General features: G+C 43.1%; 19 protein-coding genes. 9 read left to right on the plus strand and 10 right to left on the minus strand.

Going from position 1 to position 15,576, the window contains the following annotated elements; genetic code table 11:
• Positions 1–5: 5 nt before the first annotated feature.
• From ACFQWC_RS19170 to ACFQWC_RS19195, 6 genes are all read right to left on the minus strand, one after another.
• On the minus strand, positions 6–1,022 hold the full coding sequence (locus tag ACFQWC_RS19170; RefSeq protein ID WP_377108846.1) for an ABC transporter permease: 1,017 nt from the start codon (positions 1,020–1,022) through the stop codon (positions 6–8).
• Positions 1,012–1,740: an ABC transporter ATP-binding protein gene (locus ACFQWC_RS19175; RefSeq protein WP_299745218.1), complete on the minus strand. Its 729-nt coding sequence runs from the start codon at positions 1,738–1,740 to the stop codon at positions 1,012–1,014. The genes ACFQWC_RS19170 and ACFQWC_RS19175 overlap by 11 nt, the downstream gene beginning before the upstream one ends.
• A 183-nt stretch (positions 1,741–1,923) precedes the next feature.
• Complete coding sequence (bshB2, locus tag ACFQWC_RS19180; RefSeq protein ID WP_299745215.1) at positions 1,924–2,607, minus strand: bacillithiol biosynthesis deacetylase BshB2; 684 nt, start codon at positions 2,605–2,607, stop codon at positions 1,924–1,926.
• A gap of 34 nt (positions 2,608–2,641) precedes the next feature.
• The gene (locus ACFQWC_RS19185; RefSeq protein WP_299745212.1) at positions 2,642–2,989 is read right to left on the minus strand and encodes a YojF family protein; all 348 of its coding nucleotides are present in this window, start codon (positions 2,987–2,989) and stop codon (positions 2,642–2,644) included.
• Positions 2,990–3,171: 182 nt separating this feature from the next.
• Positions 3,172–3,981, minus strand: coding sequence for a pyridoxine/pyridoxal/pyridoxamine kinase (gene pdxK, locus ACFQWC_RS19190; RefSeq protein WP_299745210.1), 810 nt, complete (start codon positions 3,979–3,981; stop codon positions 3,172–3,174).
• Positions 3,982–4,148: 167 nt separating this feature from the next.
• A complete protein-coding gene (locus ACFQWC_RS19195; RefSeq protein WP_044340173.1) occupies positions 4,149–4,499 on the minus strand; it encodes a YflT domain-containing protein in 351 nt (116 codons plus the stop codon).
• Between the two features lie 153 nt (positions 4,500–4,652).
• Between ACFQWC_RS19195 and ACFQWC_RS19200 the strand changes: the two genes are divergently transcribed.
• The 4 genes from ACFQWC_RS19200 to ACFQWC_RS19215 all read left to right on the plus strand — a co-directional run bounded on the left by ACFQWC_RS19200 (position 4,653) and on the right by ACFQWC_RS19215 (position 7,171).
• A complete protein-coding gene (locus ACFQWC_RS19200; protein ID WP_377108847.1) occupies positions 4,653–5,411 on the plus strand; it encodes a DUF4230 domain-containing protein in 759 nt (252 codons plus the stop codon).
• A gap of 15 nt (positions 5,412–5,426) precedes the next feature.
• The gene (locus ACFQWC_RS19205) at positions 5,427–6,098 is read left to right on the plus strand and encodes a uracil-DNA glycosylase (protein WP_377108848.1); all 672 of its coding nucleotides are present in this window, start codon (positions 5,427–5,429) and stop codon (positions 6,096–6,098) included.
• 378 nt (positions 6,099–6,476) lie between these two features.
• Positions 6,477–6,770, plus strand: coding sequence for a YwdI family protein (locus ACFQWC_RS19210; RefSeq protein ID WP_299745184.1), 294 nt, complete (start codon positions 6,477–6,479; stop codon positions 6,768–6,770).
• Between the two features lie 29 nt (positions 6,771–6,799).
• Complete coding sequence (locus ACFQWC_RS19215) at positions 6,800–7,171, plus strand: DUF423 domain-containing protein (RefSeq protein WP_044340168.1); 372 nt, start codon at positions 6,800–6,802, stop codon at positions 7,169–7,171.
• Between the two features lie 47 nt (positions 7,172–7,218).
• Here ACFQWC_RS19215 and gerQ read toward each other — a convergent pair whose 3' ends face one another.
• The 3 genes from gerQ to hemQ form a co-directional block, all read right to left on the minus strand.
• On the minus strand, positions 7,219–7,662 hold the full coding sequence (gene gerQ / locus ACFQWC_RS19220; RefSeq protein WP_377108972.1) for a spore coat protein GerQ: 444 nt from the start codon (positions 7,660–7,662) through the stop codon (positions 7,219–7,221).
• A gap of 51 nt (positions 7,663–7,713) precedes the next feature.
• Positions 7,714–8,136, minus strand: a complete 423-nt coding sequence (locus ACFQWC_RS19225; RefSeq protein WP_299745178.1) for a cell wall hydrolase — start codon at positions 8,134–8,136, stop codon at positions 7,714–7,716.
• Between the two features lie 271 nt (positions 8,137–8,407).
• Positions 8,408–9,154 carry a hydrogen peroxide-dependent heme synthase gene (gene hemQ / locus ACFQWC_RS19230; RefSeq protein ID WP_299745175.1) on the minus strand — a complete coding sequence of 249 codons (747 nt, stop codon included), beginning with the start codon at positions 9,152–9,154 and terminating at the stop codon, positions 8,408–8,410.
• A 308-nt stretch (positions 9,155–9,462) separates the two neighbouring features.
• Here hemQ and pta point away from each other — a divergent pair, with 308 nt between their 5' ends.
• Positions 9,463–10,434, plus strand: coding sequence for a phosphate acetyltransferase (pta, locus tag ACFQWC_RS19235; protein ID WP_299745172.1), 972 nt, complete (start codon positions 9,463–9,465; stop codon positions 10,432–10,434).
• A 295-nt stretch (positions 10,435–10,729) separates the two neighbouring features.
• Positions 10,730–11,572 (plus strand): octanoyl-[GcvH]:protein N-octanoyltransferase, encoded by an 843-nt coding sequence (lipL, locus tag ACFQWC_RS19240; protein ID WP_377108849.1) that lies wholly within the window; start codon positions 10,730–10,732, stop codon positions 11,570–11,572.
• Positions 11,573–11,686: 114 nt separating this feature from the next.
• On the opposite strand, the gene ACFQWC_RS19245 is transcribed toward lipL, so the two are convergent.
• Positions 11,687–12,499 carry an RsfA family transcriptional regulator gene (locus ACFQWC_RS19245; protein ID WP_299745617.1) on the minus strand — a complete coding sequence of 271 codons (813 nt, stop codon included), beginning with the start codon at positions 12,497–12,499 and terminating at the stop codon, positions 11,687–11,689.
• 246 nt (positions 12,500–12,745) lie between these two features.
• Between ACFQWC_RS19245 and ACFQWC_RS19250 the strand changes: the two genes are divergently transcribed.
• The 3 genes from ACFQWC_RS19250 (at position 12,746) to ACFQWC_RS19260 (ending at position 15,108) form a co-directional block, all read left to right on the plus strand.
• Positions 12,746–12,970, plus strand: coding sequence for a YuzB family protein (locus ACFQWC_RS19250; protein WP_044340592.1), 225 nt, complete (start codon positions 12,746–12,748; stop codon positions 12,968–12,970).
• Positions 12,971–13,238: 268 nt separating this feature from the next.
• A complete protein-coding gene (locus ACFQWC_RS19255; protein WP_341357186.1) occupies positions 13,239–14,540 on the plus strand; it encodes an HD domain-containing protein in 1,302 nt (433 codons plus the stop codon).
• Between the two features lie 58 nt (positions 14,541–14,598).
• On the plus strand, positions 14,599–15,108 hold the full coding sequence (locus ACFQWC_RS19260) for a YwgA family protein (RefSeq protein ID WP_299745162.1): 510 nt from the start codon (positions 14,599–14,601) through the stop codon (positions 15,106–15,108).
• Positions 15,109–15,576: the final 468 nt, after the last annotated feature.

Raw genomic sequence — 15,576 nt, forward strand, 5'->3', positions numbered from 1 at the left:
TCACCCTATATTTTACGGTATTTTCGTAGGGCTGCAACATTAAGAACAATAAAGAGTAAAGAAAATCCAATAAGCACGGATAGGTTAAAGAGCAGGTTTTCAAAGGCAAAACCTCTTATCATCACATCCCTTAATGCATCCGCTGCGTAATAAAGAGGGGTGATCGGTCCAATCCAGCTTAGCCATCCAGAAATCGTATCCAAGTTAAATAATCCTGAAAAGAAAATTTGCGGTAAGACCACTATTGGAATAAACTGCATCATCTGTAATTCATTCTTGGCAAAAGCAGATAACACTATTCCTAATGTAAGAGCTGTAAAAGATAGGGAGACAATGATAATCAACAGATTGAAAAAGCTTCCTTTCATCATCATGTCCAACACATAAATCGAATACCAGGAAATCAATGATGCTTGAAGAAGGGTGACGATGCCGAATCCAATCACGTAGCTTGCGACCATCTCCCAAATCTTGATCGGTGAAGCAAGCAATCTTTCAAGTGTCCCGGTCGTTCTTTCTCTCAAGAATGATACCCCGCTGATTAAAAACACAAAGAAGAAGACGAAAAATCCAAGAAGTACAGGGCCAAAGGAGTCAAACATCTCCATATCCTTGCTTCCGTACACATACTCCATTTGATCTGATAGTTTTTGAGAGTTGGCGGGAAACAAAGTTTGAACTTTCTTCATCACAGCCCCGTTGACAGTGGGGTCACTGCCTTCAATGACGATGGAAGGACTGGTTGGATCATCGAATGAAATATAGCCATCCAACTTGCCATTTTTAATATCTCTTAACGCTTTATCCGTACCTGGATATGTTTCAAAATCACTCGTATCGACCTTTGCTTCAAGCTGTTGTGGCAAATCCACAATCGCCACCTTGGCATCGTAATCATCAGAGTTAAATACGAGGGACAACATACTCAGAATCAATAAAGGAGCTAGAAACATCAAGGCCAATGTTCGTTTGTCCCTGAGCAGCTGTTGAAGAATCCGAATGACAAACCCTCTAATCCTCAATGGTAACACCTCCATTTTTCAAAAATACATCTTCAATCGAAGTCACCCCATAGGTTCCTTTAATGGCATCCGGCGTATCACTTGAAATGATTTCTCCATGCTGTAATAGACCTAACCGGTCGCATCTTTCTGCTTCATCCATCACATGGGTTGTAATGATAAGGGTTCTGCCTTCTTCCTTAAGACGTTGAAAGCTATCCCATATTTCCTTTCTTAAAACGGGATCAATCCCTACGGTCGGTTCATCCAAAAATAAAACCTCGGGATCATGTAAGAGGGCAATGGCAAGGGACAGTCTTCTTTTCATGCCTCCTGAATACTGATGAACAGGTTTATGAAGGTGATCCAGAAGGTCGACGGTCGTCATCACTTTCTCCATTTGTTCGTTTCGTTTCTTTTTCTTTAATCCATAGAGAGAAGCCATGAAAGATAAATTTTCTTTCGCTGTCAGCTCATCATATAGGGCATCTGATTGAGCCATATATCCGATGGTTGGGTACAGCTCTTTTGCTTTCAGCTTGTTCCCTTTGAAGGTTACACTCCCTGTCGATGGGGTTTCGAGTCCGATCATAAGTTTGATCAACGTCGTTTTGCCCGAGCCAGAGGGGCCCAATAATCCATAGATATCTCCTCTTGGGATGTTAAGAGATACATTTCTTAACACTTCTTGAGAGCCGAATGACTTGGACAGCCCGTTCAATTGGATGATGGAATTCAATTGAATCACACCTTTCAGAAGTTAGTGAGTGGTTACTCACTTTTAATATAAGGTATGCAGAGTGACTTGTAAAGTGAGTAATCACTCATTAATTAGTTGTATTTATTGTATTCACCAAATTACCCATTAGAAGAGCACAATAAAAAAAGAGCTCGAGCAAAGCCCAAACTCTTTTCATAATCATTATTCTACTTTGTCATTTCCCCACTGGTAACTCCAAAATCGTTCCACTGTCACCCATTTTAGGGCTTCGGGGTCATTTTGTTGAATGCCTTTTTCCAAATCCTTCAGCATCCACGCTGTTTGAGAAATGTGAGCCTTCATGGCACCGATTTTTTGATCTTTAACAGGTGTGATATCAACAAGGATATCAGGCTGACCTAATTCTACTTCGCAATCCTTTGAGAAAGCAAGGCAGTGAAGCTTCGGTCTTGATTCTTTTGGCAAGCGTCGAACGGCACGGACCACGGCTCTTGCTGTTGCTTCATGATCGGGATGAACAGAGTAGTCCGGGTAGAACGTGATGATGAGTGAAGGGTTTAATTCTTCAATTAACTCTGTCACCATGTTTGAAAGTTTCTCATCATTTTCGAATTCAAGGGTCTTATCCCGGTATCCCATCATGCGTAAATCCTGGATTCCCATCACATCGGCCGCTTTTTGTAATTCTTTTTTACGAATCTGTGGAAGCGATTCTCTTGTTGCGAAAGGTGGGTTTCCTAAGTTTCTTCCCATTTCCCCTAACGTGAGGCAGGCATAGGTGACGGGCGTTCCATTTTTTACGTGAGTGGAAATGGTTCCTGATACACCAAATGCTTCATCATCGGGATGTGGAAAGATGACAAGTACTTGTCTTTCTTTTTCCATGTTGACCTCTCCTTTTATAGTTGGTTCATATCGTTTAGTTAAAAGGTGTCGGGCTGATTTCAAGGGCAACGGCAAGTTTTCCATCGGCACCGTGTCCTGCAAGTAACAGGCGACCCTGTTCATCAAATTCATAATGAGTCAGTCCTTCAGCATAAATCCAGCCGATCTCAATTTTCAATCCGACACGGTAAGGTCCGTCCCCAATGATTTTTCCGTGCTCATAGTTGACTTTCGCGTTTCTTATATAGGCTCCGGCAGAAAAGAAACCTTCATTAAAGTGAGAAGCATAGGCTCCGTTGGTAGTTTCTAAATGTATATAAACGTCCTGACGGGCAAGTTGGGTAATGATCCCGTGCACATCAGCAATCTTGATCGGTTCCATCTTTTTTCCTCCTTAGATACAGAAAAGACTCTTAACCATTATGTACTATCTTACTAAAATTCATGAGTGATTGCGAAAAGTATGATTGAGGAGGAGAGAGTGGAATTCGACAGGAGAGGTCCGTCCCTCAAAAAAAGTGCCAGGCACAAAATGGTTCTTTCGTGCCTGGCACCGGTCCAAGATTATTTTTCGAATCGGTTGTAAGCTCCGTGCATGACAGGACCTACGTATTCGTTCAGTTTGAAACCATGTTTGATGGCTGCTGTAACGAATGTTTTCGCGTTTTGTACCGCTTCTTTCACGTCTTGTCCATTTGCAAGGTTTGACGTGATGGCTGCTGCGAATGTACAGCCAGCACCGTGGTTGTACGTCGTTTCTACTTTTTCTTCTTCTAGCAGAGTGAATTCGTTTCCGTCATAGAATAAATCAAGAGCTTTATCGTGTTGTAATTGCTTTCCACCCTTGATGACAACATTTTTCGCCCCAAGATCGTGGATTTTCTTTGCGGCTTCCTTCATTTCATCAATGGTCTTGATCGGACCAGACCCGGCAAGCTGACCTGCTTCGAATAGGTTAGGAGTTACCACAGTGGCACGCTTGAGCAAATGCTCTCTCATGGCATCCGTTGTTTCAGGGTTTAATACTTCATCTTCACCCTTACATACCATTACTGGGTCGATGACGACTTTATCCAACCCGAATGCATCTATTTTCTTCGCTGCAAGCTCAATGATTTCAACTGTACCGAGCATGCCTGTTTTCATGGCATCGATTCCGACAGAAAGAACCGTTTCCAGTTGTGCTTCCAATGTATCAATGGATAGTGGATGAACCTGGTGATGCCAATGGTTGTTCGGATCCATTGTAACAACCGTTGTAAGAGCAGTCATGCCATACACGCCATGCTCCTGGAATGTTTTAAGATCGGCTTGGATCCCGGCTCCACCGCTTGTATCGGATCCAGCGATCGTAAGGGTTTTTTTTAATGTCATGGTTGCATTCCTCCTAAGAAAGTAACTCGTTATAATTGTAAAAGTAAAAGTCTGACTAAAGAATATAATAACGTGCGGGTAAATACAAATTCTTTTGGCTATTACAAAAAAAGACGCCGGGAATGATTTCCTCGGGCGTCTTTTGGAATTGAATGAATCGTTAATACTTAGAATGGTTTCGCATTATTATTTGTTGCTTCTTTGGAAGCGACGATGACAAGTTTACCTTTATCCAGTTCTTCTTCATAGGCATCCGCTTCTGCCTGGTTCATCCCCACGGACTTCATTTTCGACCGTAATTCATCTCCGCGGCTGTTGAATAGATTACCCATGGACTCAATGATTCCTTGTTCTTTTATACCAGTGGATTCCGTATGGGTTGCCTCGGTGATGTGTTCAGAACGATGTTTGTCGTGTGCAAACACATAGATTTCATCTTTAGAGTAACCTTCACTTGTAAACATTTCTATTTCTCTTTTCGCTTCTACCACATTTTCAGCAGTTTGAACTTTATACATGATCATACCCTCCATTTAATTTTAATGTCTTGTCCCTTCTTTTCCCGGTTGTAGGAAATTAAAACTTCCATAATATAGAAATGGTTTTGGGAGAATAATTGTTTCCAAGATTCTACATTATTTCCTATAATAGAAGAGAGGAAGGTGAAGCATTTGACAAATCAATACAAGAAAATACAAGAAATTGAAGCGATTTTAGCAGATTTGAAAACGAGTGAGAGAGAAACCAGTGCCTCTTTGGCGTATGAGAATAGAAGCAGTAGACGTTTTTCGGCTTGGAAATTAGCAACATCCGTTCTGTCCTTTTGGAAAAATAGAGTGTTGTTGATTCTCCTTCTTTTCATCCTATTAGTAGGAGGAGTATCCATCGGGGTCTATTCATGGCTATCCGGATCCACCTTTACAGAAGAGAAGGGGGCTTTTGTAGAGAGGATTCAAGAAATGAGTTCATTGGCGACGGCTCAAGGATTTGTAAAGGCTGTAATCGAACAGGAGGATAATCAATTATTTGGGAAAGACATCAATACAGATCTACCCGGGACAAAACGGAAGCTTCTGATGGTGGTCCCTGGAACCGTCCTGGCAGGGGTTGATTTACAGGGAATCGATGAAGACAATATAGTAGTTGATGAAGAGAAGAAAGAAATTCAATTAACCCTGCCACGTGCTGAGATTCTGCAGGACCCTTCCATTGATACTGAGAACATTAAGACCTTCTCCGTAGAAGGGATTTTCAGAAATGATGTGGACTGGAACGAAGGGTTTGCCCTTGCGGAAGTGGCCAAGGACCAAATCAGTCAGGAAGCGGTTGAGCAGGGGTTGCTTCAAGCCGCGGAGAAAAATGCTGAGAAATCATTGAAGGGTTTCTTTGAACAATTAGGCTATGACGTTACGATTCAATTTCAGGACTAGAAAGGATGTCTAACAGTGACGACGATTTTTCAAAACGATTGGGCAGACATTCTGGAAGATGAACTTCAGATGGAATATTATCAGACCTTGAGAGAATGGCTTAAAGGGGAATATGAAGCGAACACAACTTATCCTTCTATGCATGATATCTTCAATGCTTTTCATTACACAGCGTACGAAGACGTGAAAGTTGTATTGCTTGGACAAGATCCTTATCATGGACCGGATCAGGCAGAAGGCTTAAGCTTTTCTGTCAAAAAAGGAGTCAAGGTTCCTCCGTCATTACGAAATATGTACAAAGAACTTCAGGATGATATCGGATGCCCGATCCCTGCCCATGGCTCCCTGGTGAAATGGGCAGAGCAAGGCGTCCTGCTGTTAAATACGGTATTAACCGTGCAAGATGGGAAGGCCCACTCCCACCGGGGAAAAGGGTGGGAACAATTCACAGATCATGTCATCTCGATCCTGAATGAACGAGAGAAGCCGATGGTGTTTATTTTATGGGGGAAACCTGCTCAGGCGAAGCAGTCGTTCATTGATTCTTCCAAGCACTATATCGTCACGGCTCCTCATCCGAGCCCGTTATCCGCACACCGGGGTTTCTTTGGAAGTAAACCATATTCAAAAACAAATGAGTTTTTACGGGAACAAGGGATAAAAGAGATTGACTGGTGTATCGAATAACCGGATGTTTCACGTGAAACAATGGATGGCCCCTCGTATATGGAGGGGTTTATTTTGTAGGGGGGCGCCAAATGAAAAACGAGAAGCATATAAATTGCTTTCAATGTCATTATTTCTATACCACCTGGGAGCAGGCTCATCCCCGGGGTTGTAAAGGCTACGGGTTCAAAACGAAATCCATGCCTTCACTGGTGGTTTTTCAATCCTCGGGGAGTCCTTGTCTGAAATTCAGGCCTAAACAGAGATGATGACGAGAAGATATTTGCGAAATCTTTCATTTAGAATTAGGATAATGATGTAGGTCATCTCTAGGAAGTACATACTCTAAGTAAAACGATAAATCATGTACGGGAAGACTTGTGGAAGGAGTCATCAATTGTGAATATCCCGCATCAATCATTAATAAAGAAAATAGAAAACGAACTCGGAAAAGCAAAATCAGCCGAAAAGTCACAGCAAATTCGTGAACATGTGTATTCAATAAAGGCTCTATGCGAGGTTTTGTTGGAGGAAAACCACGGGGCATCTACTGCAGCACCTTCGTTTCAACTTCAACAAACATTGCCATATTTACAGGAATCACAACCGAGTCAGAAGCCTGTCACCATCCAGAAAGAAGAGCCTCTGGAAACGGATGATGGAGCGAATGGAAATTCTTTATTCGATTTTTAATCACTAAGTGAAGAAGGAGCAGGACCATTATGAAAACATTTATTATCATTGGAGCAATCAACGCCTTTTTATCTGTCGCTTTAGGAGCTTTCGGTGCCCACGCCTTGGAAGGGAAGATCTCTCAGAAGTATATCGACACATGGAACACTGGAGTCCTGTATCAAATGTTCCACGCCATCGGAATCATCATCGTCGGGGTCCTCATGGGAAATGTGACACCTACATCCTTACTATCATGGTCCGGATGGCTGATGCTGATTGGAACGATTTTATTCTCAGGAAGCCTTTATGTACTGAGCCTATCTGGAATTAAGGTACTTGGAGCGATCACTCCTCTTGGTGGGGTGAGCTTCCTAGTTGCATGGGTGCTTCTGATTATGTTTGCAGCGAAAACATTATAAAATGAAAATACCCTGTAAGGAAAATGATTTCCTTACAGGGTATTTTTTTATCGTTGGGAATAGCCTTGCATAGAGCCGCCTGCTCCAAACGGATATTCATATTCAATTTCTTCATCAAATGTAATGTAGTCTAGATAAATCATTGGGATGAGGTACCTGGTCCCGGTTTGTGGATCACTCAGGATAAGATGATCACGGCCTGCCGCTTCGATGATTCCCTTGAAAATCTTTGCGTTCCACTCCTTGTTATTTTCAAACGTGGTATATACAGTCGCTACTTTTCCTTTGTTCAACCTGAGAATATTCTCGATATACGACTCTTCAATCGGAAGCATTCCAGGAACATTTTGAGAAGGTGCCGGAGCGCTCGTCGGTGGAGGTATTTGATAACCTCCACCACTTTGCTGCTGAGGAAAATACTGGCCCTGACCTTGCCCTCCACCGTAATACTGACCATATGGATTATATGCTGATTGATTATACCCTTGCATATACGGGTTTGATTGTTGATTCGCCAAACCGAATACCTCCTTTTAATAAAGTTAATATACTTTTGGACAATCGCCTCTGGTGGGTTGATAGAAGCAGTGGGATTTGAATCGTCCTGAGTTTGCCTGGTTATACCATTGACCAGGACAGTCGCCTGCAGGTTTGAAAAACCATAGGGAGAATTGAGCAGGGTGATATCTGCCTCCTTTAATGGTCTTTCTTGCTAAATCGATTTCCTTTTGTCGTGCCCGTTGATAGAAGTAGCCTTTTTGAGTGGCCTCGAATCCACCTGGACTTTGAAACACCATGTCTTGAAGAGAAGCTAATTTCTTGAAGTCAAGGCAATCGGATCGTACTCGGTTCACCCCGACATTCCCTACCATCAGCATGCCAAGCTGTCCTTCTCCTTCGGCTTCAGCCCTCATCAGTCGAGCCAGGAGCTTTACCTCCTTCTCGTTATAAGGAATAACAGCCATATTCCCACCTCGCTTTAGGAGATGCTATATGTCTCACTATTTCATGTCTATGTGGGGGGGGAACAATATATTCGTTTGTTTTTTTGAATGAGGGAGAGGCCATTTTTATTCAGATGAGTGGTTGTGTGAAAAATGGACCGTTCCTGTCCGTTCCAGGCACACTGATTGAAGAGCCCTGGCACAACCAAACTTATTGAACCACAATGTTTCCGAAAAGCGCCTTTTTCATAAAAAAACGACAAGCCGCAAGAGCTTGTCGTTTAGAGTGTATTTAGTTCACGTGAAGGAATTTCGCAATCGCTTCTTCTTTTAATAGATTACCTACGTAGAAGGTACCGAATTCGCCGTAGCGCGCACTTACTTCATCAAAACGCATTTCGTACACAAGCTTTTTGAATTGAAGCACGTCATCAGCAAATAAGGTAACACCCCACTCATAATCATCAAAACCGACAGAACCAGTAATGATCTGTTTTACTTTTCCTGCGTATTGACGACCGATCATGCCATGACTTCTCATCATGTCACGACGCTCTTCCATAGGAAGCATATACCAGTTATCATTCCCCTGGCGACGCTTGTCCATTGGGTAGAAGCAAATATGGTTCGCTTTCGGAAGGATCGGGTAGATACGTTCCTGTACATATGGATTCTCATAAGGATCGCCTTCAGAAGGCATGTAGTTACCAAGTTCCACAACGGAAACATAAGAGAATGTCGGAATCGTAAATTCAGCGATTTTCAGCTTGTTGAATTCATTTTCCAGCTCATTCAGTTCTTCCATCGTAGGACGAAGGATCATGAACATGAAGTCTGCTTTTTGACCAACGATGGTGTAAAGAGCGTGACTTCCTTCTTTTGCATCCTGCGTGCTGTTTAACTTATCTAAGAAACGGTGGAATTCAGCAATCGCTGAGGCTCTTTCTTCACTCGGAAGCATCTTCCAGGTAGTCCAATCCATCGCGCGAAAATCATGCAGGGAATACCAACCATCTAATGTTTGTGCCGGTTCTGCCAACGTAATCACTCCTTAAAGTACTTTTTCCAACTTTACTATATCATAGTTTGACCTTAGAGTAAGAATACAAAACCCAATGTCGATAAAATGGCACAAATAGTGGATAGGCAAGGGATATGTGGAACACACTATCTTAGTGGATTATTACATAGGCTTAGGGGTGTAGAGAAAAGGGTAGAAGGAAATAGGAATTATTAGAAAACAAAGACTTTTCCTATGAAACCGATAACATTTCCCCTTTTCCTTGAATTCCTATATGAGAAGAGTATTCTAAGATTGGATATGTATAAATCAAGGAGGTCCCTCTATTGAGCAACTTATTTACAACACTAACAGATAAAGTAAAAGGCAAAGAGTTAAAAATTGTTTTCCCTGAAGGTACAGATGAACGTATTCTGGCAGCAGCCTCCCGTTTAGCGAGTGACGGCATCTTGACACCGATCGTAGTCGGTAACGTGGATGAAGTCAATGCAAAAGCCGAGCAGCTTGGTGTGAAGCTTGACGGTTGTGACGTTGTAGACCCGGCATCATTCCCTGGAATGGACGAGCTTGTGAAGGCATTCGTAGAGCGCCGTAAAGGAAAAGCATCAGAAGAAGATGCGAAAAGAATCCTATTAGACGGAAACTATTTCGGAACGATGCTTGTATACACGGGCAAAGCTCACGGTCTTGTAAGTGGGGCAGCTCACTCGACAGCTGATACGGTTCGTCCGGCTCTTCAAATCATCAAAACAAAAGAAGGCGTCCGCAAAACGTCCGGTGTCTTCATCATGGTACGTGAAGAAGAGAAGTATGTATTCGCTGACTGTGCGATCAACATTTCACCTGACAGCCAGGATCTGGCTGAAATCGCGATCGAAAGTGCGAAAACAGCTGAAATGTTTGACATCGACCCACGAGTAGCAATGCTAAGCTTCTCCACAAAAGGTTCGGCTAAATCACCTGAAACGGAAAAAGTGGTTGAAGCCGTTTCCGTTGCAAAAGAAAAAGCACCGGAACTGACTGTCGACGGTGAATTCCAATTCGACGCTGCATTCGTCCCATCTGTAGCAGAGAAAAAAGCACCGGGTGCAGACATCCAAGGTAACGCGAATGTCTTTGTATTCCCGAGCCTTGAAGCAGGAAACATCGGGTACAAAATCGCCCAGCGTCTAGGAAACTTCGAAGCAGTCGGCCCAATCCTTCAAGGACTGAACGCACCTGTGAACGATCTTTCACGCGGCTGTAACGAAGAAGATGTGTATAAGCTTGCGTTGATTACGGCTGCTCAGGCGCTGTAATTTAATAGATGTTGTGAAGAAAGCCGGATCCTTTTGGGGTTCGGCTTTTTTTCGTTTGGGTGTGCTGGATTGGTTCCTGGCACCAGGAGAGACTTACCGTTTGGCTTGTTAAATATCACTCATTTTTTAACAGGCAAATATATCGGAATATTCATCTGTGAAAATGACCGTAGTTTTTAACAGGTAATCAACCTCAAACGAAAAGCGACCCCCCTTGGATTGTCCACCCCTTTTTAGCAACCCCGCCATTATATGATATAATGAGCTCGCATGTTGTGAGTGAAGGAGAAGCGTTATGGATAAGGAAAAAGCATATGCACTGCTTCGTCAAGATAGATGGAGAGTGATCGATCAATCAAGCTTGGGACCGATGTTCGGGGCACTGCAGTCGTTTGCCATGGATGATACGTTGTGCACGGCGATCGGAGCAGCTCAGTCAGACCCGACGGCACGCTCATGGGTTCACCATCATACGGTCGTACTGGGCATTCAGGATACAAAGCTGCCGTTTCTTTCTGATGCCTTGAAGGTGTTGGAAGAAGAAGGCTATCAATATATCGTAAGAAACTCCGGAGGCCTTGCCGTTGTATTGGATGAAGGAGTATTGAATCTATCATTGGTTTTCCCCGATTCAGAAAAAGGGATCGATATTAATCGTGGCTACGATGCCATGTGGTTACTTGTGAAGGATATGTTCAAGGACTTTGATGTGAAGATCGAGGCGAAGGAAATCACGCAGTCCTACTGTCCTGGAAGTTATGATTTAAGTATCAATGATCAAAAATTTGCGGGCATTTCTCAGCGCAGAATCCGAAATGGAGTAGCTGTACAGGTGTACCTTTGCGTCAATGGAAGCGGTTCTGAACGGGCGAGGCTGATTCAGCGTTTTTATGAGACCGGCTTGAAGGATGGAACGACGAAGTTTACGTTTCCTGTTATTGCTCCTGAAGTGATGGCTTCTTTATCGGAACTGCTTGGAGTCGAGTTATCGATTCAAGACGTGATGCTCAGGTTCCTTCAGTCTTTAAAAGAGTTCAGCGGTGAATTTTATAGCAGTGCACTTCAAGGGGAAGAGTACGGAATGTATGAAATGTATTATCAGAGGGTCGTTGATCGGAATGAGAAGTTTTTGGGATAGAAGGGATGGCTGGACTTCGGTTGGAATGGGGTCCGGCTTTTTATGTTGGTGTCAGAATTGTCCACCCAACCCAAAAACCAGCACGCCCATAGACGCACTGGTTGGGAATCACGCTTATTCAGCTACTTTTTCTAAGTTTCCGTTACGGTCCATTTTGAATCGTGGCGCTTTGGCATCGTCTTCATCGAAAAGGACAAGCTTTCTTGCACGGTTCATGATTTGCATAAGTGTTTCGTAATCTTCCTGCATGGTGACGGAATTGTTTTCAAGAGCTTTGACTTTCTTTTCAAGCTCGCTGTTTTCTTTTCTGAGTTCGGCGATTTCTTGCTTTAATCTCTGATTCTCAATTTTTACATAGTCGGAATTCATGTTGGTTTGAGCCAGGTTTTGCAGGAACGCAATGACTTTCTCTAGTGTCACTTCACCTTTTAGTCCTGAAGGCTTTACCACATGGTTAGCTGCAGGTGCCTGCTGCGGAACGTAGGCTTGTTCTTCGCTTACTTCCACTTCAAAGTTCGGCGCTTCTTCGGACTCTTTCCCCAGTTGTTCCGTTTCTGGTACGTAGTTCTCGTATTGCTCGAATTCCATTTCTTCCTCAGCTTCAGACATTGATAGAGACATAGCGTCTAAATCTTCGAATGAAGGAGTAGGTGGCTGATATAAAAGCTTCTTCTTGCCGCCCTGATCTTTACCGAGGATGCGGTGGCGCTGCTTGCGTTGTTTTTTTGCTAGTTGAAGAGCTTTCTCGTATTGGTGACGCACCACTGCGTTCCAGCGGAAACCACATGCGGCAGATGTGCGGTTCAGTTTGTCTCCCACTTCTTCAAAGGCATTTAATTGTGTACTGCCTTCTCTTACATGACGAAGGACCGTTTCTGCTAATAATAGATCATTTTCTTCCGTCCAGGCATCCTGTCTTGTTTTCATCATCATTTCATCTCAACTCCCATAGTTTTCTTAAATGATTCGTTGGTTAAAGGATGGACAGTTTTATAGGTTTTTATACGAATATGTTAAATTTATTTTTTGTCTGCTAGTTTCGTTGTATAAGTGAGGATTCCCACAAGCTGGAAACGATGTTCTCTTGCAAAACATTGCAGAAAACTGTATTCTATAAATCGATGTTTACGACGAATGAAATCCATTTCAATAGATAGAAAGGGTTGTTGACAGATGGCAAACGAATTCCGTGTTTGCGATGATTGTCAGGCCGTTAACCTAAAAACCTTAATTCCCAAATTAAAAGAAATTGACCCGGAGGCACCGATCGATATTGCGTGTCAATCCTATTGTGGTCCAGGACGCAAGAAGACATTCGCCTTTGTGAATAATCGTCCTGTAGCGGCGTTGACTGAAGAAGAGCTAATGGAGAAAGTGATCAAGAAAATAAAGAAATAAAGGAAAACTTCCAGTGAGGGAGTTTTTTCTTTTCTATGGATAAAAATAAATAAAGGTTTGCGCCTCTTTGGAAAAGGAAACTAGTTAAGGGGTAGAGAATTATTATTTAGAGGTTTTGTCAAGCGTCCAACTTTTTTTGAAGGATTTGGAACGCTTGCGGTTGATCATTCAAAGGCCAAATACCTATTTTTTTCGACAAAATTCGAGATGAATACGAAGAAAAGAGTCGCTATAATAGAAATATGCTAGTTTAGGAAGAGGGTAGAAGATGGAGTATGCCAAGCAGAAATTACATGAAGAAAAAGTATTTAAAGACCCTGTTCATCGGTATGTTCATGTAAGGGATCGCGTGATTTGGGATTTGATTGGAACGAAAGAGTTTCAACGACTTCGCAGGATCAGGCAGCTGGGGACCACCTACCTGACCTTTCATGGTGCGGAACATAGCCGGTTCAATCATTCTCTTGGAGTGTATGAGATCATCCGCCGAATCGTGGACGATGTATTTGCCGGCAGGCCGGAGTGGAACCAGGATGAACGATTATTGTCTCTATGCGCTGCGTTATTACATGATCTTGGGCATGGACCGTTTTCTCATTCCTTTGAAAAAGTGTTTCACCTGGATCACGAGCATTTCACTCAAGCCATCATTTTAGGAGATACAGAGGTGAATGCGGTTCTCAGAAAAGTGGGACCGGATTTTCCGAAGCATGTAGCGGAAGTGATTGCGAAGACGTATGAGAACAAACTGGTAGTCAGCCTGATTTCAAGTCAGATCGATGCGGACCGAATGGATTATTTGCAGCGTGACGCTTATTTTACCGGAGTCAGCTACGGTCATTTCGATATGGAGAGAATTCTTCGTGTCATGAGACCCCGTGAAGACCAAGTGGTGATCAAACAAAGCGGAATGCATGCAGTGGAAGACTATATTATGAGCCGCTATCAGATGTACTGGCAGGTATATTTCCATCCGGTTACCCGGAGTGCAGAAGTGATTTTAACGAAGATTCTACATAGAGCGAAGGAGCTCCATGAAGAGTTTTATTCCTTTAAGCAAAGCCCGATCCATTTTTACTCCCTGTTTGAAGAAGAGGTTTCCCTTGAGGATTATTTAAAACTGGATGAAGCGGTCATTATGTATTATTTTCAAATTTGGCAGGAAGAAGAGGATCCGATTTTACGGGACTTATGTGAACGGTTCATGAACCGTAATTTATTTAAGTACGTGGAATTTGATCCGGCGAAGGAATATAAGAAGCACAGTGAGCTTGAAACCCTGTTTAAAAAAGCGGGGATCGATCCTGACTATTATTTAGTGGTAGACTCATCTTCAGACCTTCCATACGATTTCTACAGACCGGGCGAGGAAGAAGAACGGCTTCCGATTCATTTATTAATGAGAAATGATGACCTGCGCGAGTTATCGAGGCAGTCGGATATCGTCGATTCCATTTCCGGAAAACGCCGAACCGATCATAAATTATATTATCCGGTGGATTTACTATATGACGAATCAACGAAGAAAAATATTAAGAGACAAATACGTACGATCCTAGAACTGACATAAACGACGCGACACAATGAGGATCTACAAACGCAATACTAGGAGTAGGAGATGACGTACATTGTTGAAAGATCATGCAAAACTAATGAGTGCCTTCTTAGCCTCGGGTGAAGTGGTGGGAAGAAAAAAGCTTCAAAAGATGATCTTCATCGCGAAGAAGCTTGAATTCCCGTTTCAGGAAAAATTTCAGTTCCATTTTTATGGTCCGTATTCGGAAGAGCTTACGCTTCGGGTGGAAGAGCTCTGCAATATGGGATTCATCTCCGAGGTGAAGGAGAAAAAGGGCGGGTATTATCAATACCGCTACACCGTCACCAAAGAGGGAGAAGACTTCCTGCAAATATATGAAAAAGAAATGCCCTGCTTAGGAGATTGCCTGACCGATATGAACATTCAATCAGCACGCTTTCTTGAACTAGTTTCGACAGTCTTATATTTTGATAACCTTCCAAAAGAAGAAGTCGTGGAGAAAGTATTCACACTTAAGAGTAAGCAGAAATATACAACAGAAGAAATTGACGAAGCGTTCGCATACATCGAAGGATTAAAAATGAAAAAAATCGTCCAATAGTGGACGTTTTAATATGAATGATGGGGATCACTCTTTGGAGTGATCCCCTTTTTGGCAGGATCAGGTAAAATTTGGATAGGGTATCAAGCCGCCTCCGCTTTTCTATTGTACAGCTCCGGCGGCTAGTCCCTCGAGGTCATAAGCTAAATTGGCCAAAAAGGCAAAGAGCGCCTTTCCGGCAGGTTCGCCTTATGCTTGTCGCCTCTGGGCAAAGCCCTTCCGCTTTTCTACATGTCCAGCTCCAGGGGCTTGGGGCTCGAGGTCATAAGCCAAGTAACCCAAAAAGGCAAAGAACGCCTTTCCGGGTTACTCGTCTTATGCTTGTCGCCCCAGAGCGAGCCCCTTCCGCTTTTCTACATGTCCAGCTCCAGGGGCTTGGGGCTCGAGGTCATAAGCCAAGTAACCCAAAAAGGCAAAGAACGCCTTTCCGGGTTACTCGTCTTATGCTTGTCGCCCCAGAGCGAGCCC

The organism is Rossellomorea sp. GCM10028870, assembly GCF_042666755.1.
Lineage (GTDB): Bacteria > Bacillota > Bacilli > Bacillales > Bacillaceae_B > Rossellomorea.